Origin of the sequence: Halobacteriovorax sp. RT-2-3 (genome assembly GCF_047085075.1) — a bacterium.
Lineage (GTDB): Bacteria > Bdellovibrionota > Bacteriovoracia > Bacteriovoracales > Bacteriovoracaceae > Halobacteriovorax_A.
In genome coordinates this window covers 1,216,925-1,225,104 of record NZ_JBKIYF010000001.1, presented here as the reverse complement: position 1 = coordinate 1,225,104, position 8,180 = coordinate 1,216,925, and the positions used below count along the sequence as shown (strand labels likewise).

At 34.7% G+C, this 8,180-nt stretch carries 6 protein-coding genes and 1 pseudogene; 3 read left to right on the top strand and 4 right to left on the bottom strand.

The window, feature by feature from the left end:
* Window positions 1-262: pseudogene (locus tag ACMAYX_RS05750) on the bottom strand (hypothetical protein); the annotation flags it as partial.
* A gap of 121 nt (window positions 263-383) precedes the next feature.
* On the opposite strand from ACMAYX_RS05750, the gene ACMAYX_RS05745 reads away from it, so the two are divergent.
* Both ACMAYX_RS05745 and ACMAYX_RS05740 read left to right on the top strand, forming a co-directional pair.
* Window positions 384-806, top strand: a complete 423-nt coding sequence (locus tag ACMAYX_RS05745; RefSeq protein WP_412471666.1) for a hypothetical protein — start codon at window positions 384-386, stop codon at window positions 804-806.
* The gene (locus ACMAYX_RS05740; RefSeq protein WP_103216473.1) at window positions 787-1,185 is read left to right on the top strand and encodes a hypothetical protein; all 399 of its coding nucleotides are present in this window, start codon (window positions 787-789) and stop codon (window positions 1,183-1,185) included. Before ACMAYX_RS05745 ends, ACMAYX_RS05740 begins: the two co-directional genes overlap by 20 nt.
* Here ACMAYX_RS05740 and ACMAYX_RS05735 read toward each other — a convergent pair.
* The gene (locus ACMAYX_RS05735; RefSeq protein WP_103216474.1) at window positions 1,165-1,962 is read right to left on the bottom strand and encodes a hypothetical protein; all 798 of its coding nucleotides are present in this window, start codon (window positions 1,960-1,962) and stop codon (window positions 1,165-1,167) included. The two genes, ACMAYX_RS05740 and ACMAYX_RS05735, sit on opposite strands and share 21 nt — an antisense overlap.
* A 179-nt stretch (window positions 1,963-2,141) precedes the next feature.
* Here ACMAYX_RS05735 and ACMAYX_RS05730 point away from each other — a divergent pair, with 179 nt between their 5' ends.
* Window positions 2,142-3,593: a hypothetical protein gene (locus ACMAYX_RS05730; RefSeq protein WP_412471665.1), complete on the top strand. Its 1,452-nt coding sequence runs from the start codon at window positions 2,142-2,144 to the stop codon at window positions 3,591-3,593.
* On the opposite strand, the gene ACMAYX_RS05725 is transcribed toward ACMAYX_RS05730, so the two are convergent.
* Entirely contained in the window at window positions 3,594-5,222 is a 1,629-nt protein-coding gene (locus ACMAYX_RS05725) for a ChaN family lipoprotein (protein WP_103216476.1), read from the bottom strand.
* A 15-nt stretch (window positions 5,223-5,237) separates the two neighbouring features.
* Complete coding sequence (locus tag ACMAYX_RS05720) at window positions 5,238-8,066, bottom strand: hypothetical protein (protein WP_103216477.1); 2,829 nt, start codon at window positions 8,064-8,066, stop codon at window positions 5,238-5,240.
* Window positions 8,067-8,180 lie beyond the last annotated feature (114 nt).

Sequence of the window (8,180 nt, the reverse complement as noted above, 5' to 3'; positions counted from 1 at the left end):
TCTGGCCATCGCCATCAGCTGTTCCTTCTTCGTTACCGTCTCCATAACCATCACCACTATCGGTTTGCTCATTATTGCCACTATCATCGCTGTCACTTCCACCGTTACCCCAGTCCCAGCCGCCATTTCCGCCGCTTCCTGAGTTACCGTTATCCCAACCATTTCCGTTAGAGTTATTATAATTAGCTCTAGAATTAGTCGGTTGAGTACAACTCGTTAATGTCATGAGTACTAAAGTTCCCAATAATATAAATTTTCTCATGTAATCCTCGTTCTTACATTTCCTCACTATTTTATCGGTAATCTATTGAATATACTTTAATCTTCACTTAAGTGTTTAAAATCGCAGTAGCATTTTTTCTAAAGCTTGCTAAAATTATTATGTGTTAGTTAAAAAAGAACTTATTCGAAAATTAGTGGATGAATTTTATCAAGTGGCAAATTACTTGATTCAAGATCAATTGCAGGCAATGCAACTTATTATTGATGTGGCCACTGGCCATGTTCAACAAGGTAATCAAGTTCTATACAAGATAGATAACGAATATTTTGAACATCAATTTCTAATAAAATTAATTGGTCTAGCTAAACAACGAAGTGAGCAAATCTTAAATAAAAAGAATAGCGAAATCGATAGTGTTGAGAAAAGGGCCTGTGTTTATCTTTTTGAGTTCAAAGGGGAGAGTGTTGAGAGTATTGCAGAAACTCTTAAGATATCTCAACAAGAGGTTCTATCTTATATTGATCAATTATCCCATAATAGAATACATTTAAATGAGAGCTTTGATGGAAGAACAATTAATTAATAATAATTTTAAAAAGTGCTTCTTCTCAAAGCAAATGACTTATTTAGAAAGTCGTGACTTTGTGAAAAATGAACAACATCTTTCTCAATGTCTAGACTGTCGCCAAAAACTTCTTGAGTACGATTTAAAAAAACAAGATTTGATCAATGATTTTAATTCTTATAAAGCTAACTCTGAGGTTGAGGAGCTGCTTTTTAGAGAGTTAGATGAATTGATACCTGATTTAGAAGAAGAACAAATAAAGGGGAGTCCTGTCTTAAAAAAGCGTCAGTACAAACTCTCAGTAAAAGACTTCTTTATCTTTCTTACTTTTGGTATTCCAAGAAAATTACAATTGATTATCGTGGCAACGATAATCTTAGCGGCGTGTATTTACTGATAGAGTGAAGATAGCATAGTACTTTCCATCTTCGTCTTTTAGATCTTTTACAATATTAGGAATCTTATTCATTTTCCCTAAAGCTGTTTCAAAGATTTTATGGATATCATCATCTTCTGATGACTTAAGAATTTTTACAATTTCAGCATTTCCTTCTTCATCGTAACGTACAACGGCCCTTAATTCTTGCGCTGAAGCTGAGCGTAGACTCTCTTGAACATAAGGCCTTTCTGTTACTCGATTTCTCACCGAAATTTGAACAGAGTTGATATACTGAACAGCAACACGCTTATAGAAAGCATAGAAAACCTTCTCGAACTCATTCAGTTTGTCGGGGCTAATACCTTTAGGCGGTAGAAAACTTACAGTTGCTTCTTGAACGTGTGATAGTTCATTAGTCCAATTAGCTTCTTTGAAGCTTTCTTTTGAAATCCTTCTTTGGGTAATCTGATTCTTTTGAACGGATTCCTTTTTAACTGTTTCAACAATTCTTTTTTCTTCTTTCTTTGATAGGGCAGAAGATCGACTTTTTACTTCCTGGTCAACGCGTTTGATTTCTTTTTCAGTATAAGAAGGTTTTCCATAGGCAAGTTGACCAAAAAGGTTTTGGTTATCCTGGGCCTTATCGAGTCCAATCTTTCTAACTTCAATTTGTTTGAACTTGAGCTTAATTGGTTCTTCCTGGGCCAGTTTCTTCGAGTTGTCAGCATCGAGTACTAAACTTAGTACCAATGCATGTAAAACGAGGGAAAATAGGATTGTAATATAGTTGATCATTTTTCTCCGGCCGGATTTATCTATAAAAATTGTACCATTTTACTTGGTTTGGGACAAAGGAATCTCCTTTAAACTGGTAAAATTTGTCTACTCTTTCTTCTAGTTGAATCAATAGGTAGAATTAAAGTGTGCTAATTGGCGCAAAAGTAAATGAATTACGCAATTTTAAGGACTTATGGATGAGTAAACCAGTTCAATACAAATTTTCAAAGGTGAGATTAGGAATATTAGGTCTATCTTCTGTCTCAATTTTAGTCATTGCTTATATGCTAAGTGGTGTATCGAATAGTTATAAACTGGTCTCAACAATTCAAAACGGAATTCAAATTTGTAGTACAAGAGTTCAGCAAACCTACACTGCTGCAGTTGCAGGGGATATGAATTCAACATATTTAGATAGTAATTTTACGGCGCAAACAGGAGAATGCTTTGCTCAAGTCTCTGACCTAATGACTGAGTATGGAAAATTCTCTTCAGCAATCGTTAAAAAATTTAATACAGTAAGTTCAAATGTTCACTGGTTTCATGAGAGTCTTAGAAGTACAGGGAAGGGATTTTCTGTAACAGACAAGAATTTCTCTAGCAATATCGACGAAAAGTTCTCTCAGTTTGAAGATGCTGCAGATGCTGGCTCAATTCTTATTGAAAATCACTTCGAAACGATTTCAAGTTCACTTTCAAATATTAAAATCTCTCTTGCTCTTGTTGCAGGAGTGTTCTTATTTACTTTTGCATGGGAATTAATTTTCAAGAAGATTGTTATGCAAAAAAGAAAAGAACTTGAAGATGAGGCGTTAAGTCTTCTTATGCTTAATCAAGAAGATAACTTCGATGAGATTGAAAGCGTTATCATTAATGCTCTTGAGCTTAATGAGATGAAGCATTGCTCAAAGCTTTACTCTGCACAAAAGCAAAACTTCAGAAAAGAGAAGAGAAAAGCGACGATCTCTTCTAATGAAAATAAAACTTTCGGAATGGTTCTTTCTAATGATGATCAAGATGCAAAACAAGTTGCGGATCAAATTTGGTCTATGAGTGAATCAAATGAAAGTAGTGAAAATGAAACTAATGTACCAATGGTACAAAGTTGTGAGATTTCTTCGGTAAACCGCTTTATTGCTTGTAAAGTACAAGATCAGTACAAAGAGCAGGGGATCGAATTTAAAATTGATACTAATGAAAAAGAAATCATCGGTGAGAGAGAAACGATTGAGCAAATTCAATATAATATTCTCTTAGATGCAGCTAAGAACTCAATTAATGCTGATGAAGATAAGAGAACGATTGAAGTTCAAGGTAAGACACTTGGAGCAATCTACTATCTAAGTATTTCTTCGTACGGTGAGAGTAAGAATTCAACTGAACTTGAAACTTCAGTTCAAATCGTAAGAGAGCTTTTAAAAGACATTTCGGGACGTCTAGAGCTTGCAAACCTTTACAATGACGATCTACAACCAGTTGGACGTAAGTACAAGATAATCTTTAAAACAAAAGATGTTGTTACTGCTGCTCCAGTAGCTGAAGTAGAAAGTGCTGATAAAGTGACTGAAGAGGTGAAGGAAGATACTTCTAAGAAAGTTACTCGTATTGAAAAAGGTACTAAGCGCGAGATTATGCAAAGACTAATGTAATTAGAATTCGCGTTTTTTTAGCTTTTTAATATCTACTAAATTTCCAATTTCATTCAACAGGCTTTGATAGTTTTCATTTGAGTAATCATCTGATGCTACAAGCCTGTATACATCTTTATACTCAACTCGATTAGCAGCGAAGAAGTAGTCAAAAATAATATCTGCAAGCATGTGTGATACTTTACGTGAAGCTTTATGAAGCTGGTAGAGATTTAGTCCTTTTAGTTCTTCATTAACATTAGCTCGTTTATTACAAAGCTTTAAACATGCTTTAAAGACCATCTTATCAGTCTTCTTAAGTTGTTTATTATTACGTGCCATGTATTGAAAGTCTTTATACATATTACACTTTCGATAGGGGTTAAAAAGCTTCGAACAGAAGTAAGCACTAATATAATTATGAATAAGATAAACAAATAAATTCGTACGATCTCTCTTATTAAAGAAGTCAACAATCTCTTTTTCCGGAATCTTTAACTTTGATTGATGAATATGAATCCCTGCTAGGTACGAAATGCGATTAATTGAATAACTTGAACAGTAATAAGCTTTCTTACATGGAAGTTTAAACGTCTTACCATGTTCGATGAGCTTATTGTAAAAACTAATGGCCTTCTTTGACTTTAGTTTATTGATTGTTGTTTTTACTTTTTTTAGGTTTTGCTGATCAAAGATTCTAAAATCTTCAATCTCACCAATTGGTATATCAAGATTAAGGGTATTATTAATTTCATGACAAAAGTAAGCAAAGTTATCCAAGATATTGTCTGAAAACTTAAGTGCACCTGTCTCTATAATATACTCGTGAATGTCAAAGTCAGGATCATCAGCTAAGTGCTCATACCAGTAAATTTGAGATTCATACTTTAACCAAGGAGGAGAGTTTACCAGAACAAATTCTCTCATATTGTACTTAACAATTTGATCAGATCTTAGCTTATTGGTTTTAACTAAATTCCAGTAAACTTCATCAGTATTTTGATGAATGATTGTTTGAACAATATCCTTATTTGCCAGATCAAAAACTTTTTGTGGCAGTTTATTTGGAACAATGTGAAGTTCTCCAAATAAAATAAGTAACTTTTGTTCTGGGTTTTCTTTATGATAAGTCGCAATTTTCTTTGCGGCCTTCTTGTCTCTTTGCTCCAGATTTCCCTTAGTATTAAGCGCAATTATTGAAATATTGTGATCCTTAGCAAGATCAAAGAAGATCTTATAAAAGGTCCAAGGGAAGCGCCATGAATTCTTATAGTTGATTGATTCTAGAAATTCGAGCTCGGTAATGGCCCCTTTAAGATATGAATCAATGTAGAATTGATGATTGATATGAATGAATTCGACACCAATTGAAAATTGATAATCACTCTTTGCTAGGATGCGAATGATACGTTCGAGGTTTCTCGTACTCTGGTCAAAAGTATGGAAGTCTCCAAGGTAGATGATATCAGAGGTATCAATTGAATCATAAAGTTGACTGACGCTTGAAGTTTGAAAGTCTCGGCGAGCGTAGCGCTGTTGATCTTGACGATATTTTTTTAGTAAAGCTGATGGCTCTCCTTCAAGAGAGTTGGCCTTATTTTTAAAATAGCGGTAGATACTCCAGTGAGTCTCATCGACTTTCAATTGCATAAGTCTATGATATCACTAATTATTTATTTGACCAATAATGATATTGTTTAGAGTGTTATTAATTAGTGCAAACGTTTCATTCACGTTATGTGCTACCTGATCTTGCTCAGCAAGTAGAGAGTTAAGCTCTTTAGCAGCAGGTACTTCAAGAGATTGAACAATAGTTGAAATAGGAGTTCCAACTGCACTTGTCAGAATGAACTGGATGAATTGAAGTAATTGTAATTCACCATGTAGGTTAAGAACTTCTCTATCATTTGAAATAAGTCTAAGCTTTGTTGTGTGTTCAGACTTTTCAAAGATTGCACTTGTTAGTGGAAGGTGAATATCATTTCTCTCAGTGATAAGTGTTTCAAGATAAATATCTTGATTGTTTGGATAGATAGGTGTCTTTGGCAGACCAACAATCTTTCCAATGAGTGCACTTGAAGAGTAATCATACTTCATTTGAACCTTTCCACTATTTACCTGATCACGGTAATTACCAATGATAATTTTTAGGTGAGAAAGGATACAACTTGTATGCCATGGCCAGCGCTTAGCGAGTAAGTTGATAGTATCGATCTTAGAAGCAAGTTTTTGCGTGTACATGCAAAAATCTGTTGTCTGGACATCTTCTTTCGAAAGAGTGATATCTTGTAGAGACTCAATATGGTGTGAAGGTAAGAATTCCGTCTTCTCAAGGAATTTTGGAATTAACATGGCATTTAGTTTTGCCTTCGTTTTCTTCAGTCCACCATTAAAAGTAAGCTGAGTAATCTGCTTACCAATTGTCGTCTTAAAGAACTCTCTAAATAGATTGATATTTAGATTTGAGATCTTTGGTAGTAATCCAAAGTATTGGAAGTAAGCGTTACCATACTCCTCAATCTTCGCCTTAAGTGAATCAATTGTCGTCAGCTCAAGCTTAATATCGTTCTCATTAGTGAAGTCCACAATCAGAAGATATGGATATCTCTCTTGAGGGTTAAGGTTGAAGCCTAGTAGGTCGTAGTTGTCATCTTCACGGTAATTTGAAAGAGACTCAACACTAAAGAATTGATCAAATGGGATACAACTCTTTGTTAGGTTTCTAAAATATTGTGGGTGAGTGATCTTATCACTTTCACTGTTGTTACTTAGAAGCTTTCCGTTAAGGATAGCATCTTGGTGAAACTCAAATGATAATCCACACTTTGTTTCATTTGAAAAAAGTGGAGCATCAATGGCCTTCTTATTTGCAAATAGCTTATCAATTTCTTCAACGAAGAAATCAAATTTCGAAAAGTGAGTCAGATCACCATTCATATTTACAGAAAGACACGACTCCTTAAGAAGAGTTGAGTTAACATCTGGGTTACCAAAAATATCTAATTTATTTTCTACCACACGCTTCGAGAAGATATAGAAGTAGCGTGGGATTTCACCCTTACCTTTAAGGCCTTCAAGATTAAAGCGCATCAGTAGTTTGTACTGCTTAAATAGTGCTTCGTTCTTTGCTGCATGAGAAGGAACAAAGAGCTTCTGATTAGAGAAGACATACATATAACCACTATTAGATAGATGCTCCCCATTTTGCATTATATTTGTAATGAGGTAGTGGTGTGGGTTCTTCTTAGGAATATTTACTAAGTTAACCAGAATTCTATCGTAGATACTTTGCTGTACCTCTGTAGCATCAAGCAGGGCAAATTGACCGCTGGCCGTAATTCTCGATTTATTCGACTTCTGCTTAAAAAGAGAAACGATTAAAGAGATAGGGTCTTTATTCTGTCTTGGAGCTAGATATACTAAGAAAGTCATGAATTGAATTTCTTGGAATATCTTTAAGTATTGTCCGTTAACATAATTATCACCTCTAAACTCTGGGCAGATAATTTCTTGCCAAGCCTCTGTTGAATTATTCTCTTGAGCAATCCAGTGAGAGATCGTTAGTGAGTTTAGAAAGTTACCTGTAAATAGGGTACTTAAACATTGTGGTTGAGTATTAAAATTGAAATACCCACCATGATTTTCAATCCACTTTGGAAAGTTGATTAAAAGATTATTAGTCATTAGTCCAAAGTTACGATTACTGAAAGCATGAGAATACTTATCAGTTTCGTTGTGGAATAAAACTACTGATAACTCATTTGGAATTTCATGATTTAGAACTTTAAAGAACTCAATAGGGTTAAGGTCTTTAAGGATAGAGCTAAGTTCTAAAATGCTGTCACCAAAATTTTCATTTGGTCTAAACCAGCTGTATTCATTAGTTCCTAGTGCACGACTCGATAATTCACGTGAGCTTGATACTTTAAAGATCTTACTTAGCGTTGAGTTTGGATTTAAAATCTCATTCTTAGTAAGAGTCTTTGAATAGAAAGAGCTCAGTTGAGTTAGAAAGCGAACCTTTAAGATATAGACGCTAATAGAACGAAGGCAGTAAACTTTTAAAAAGTCTTGGATACATTCGTAACTTGGGCCGTTCTTGTCATCAAGTTGTGCCCAAAATTGGTTAAAGTCGCTAACTCCCTCAGGGTGAATACCGTTGTGAGTTGTATATTCAATAAATTCTTGAAATAAAGATTGCTTAAGACTGCGGTTGCGGTGCTTGAAAGACTTAACCTGAGTTTTTGCTTCATTGAAAAGTTCAAATACAATTTTTTTGAACTTCATGCTTCCTTTAGTTAGTAAGCTTTCACCACGCCACTTCGGAATAATGTGGTCACTAACAAGAAATTGTCCGCTTTGAATTGAAGGAACAGGAGTAGGTCCGCTTGCATTTACTGCATGCTTAGGCTCCTCAAGGCTATCTGCCTCGGTACTAGGACCAGGAATATTGTTAATCAGCCAATTCTTAGCTGAAAACGATGAATCTTTCACTTCGCCTGTTGTTCCGTATAATAATCGACAGTCCTCAAAACTTTAAGATGGTTAACATTCTAAACTATGTAAGGAAAGTCGTGTGTTGCGTCTTTTAAATTGGTAGTAAAATAT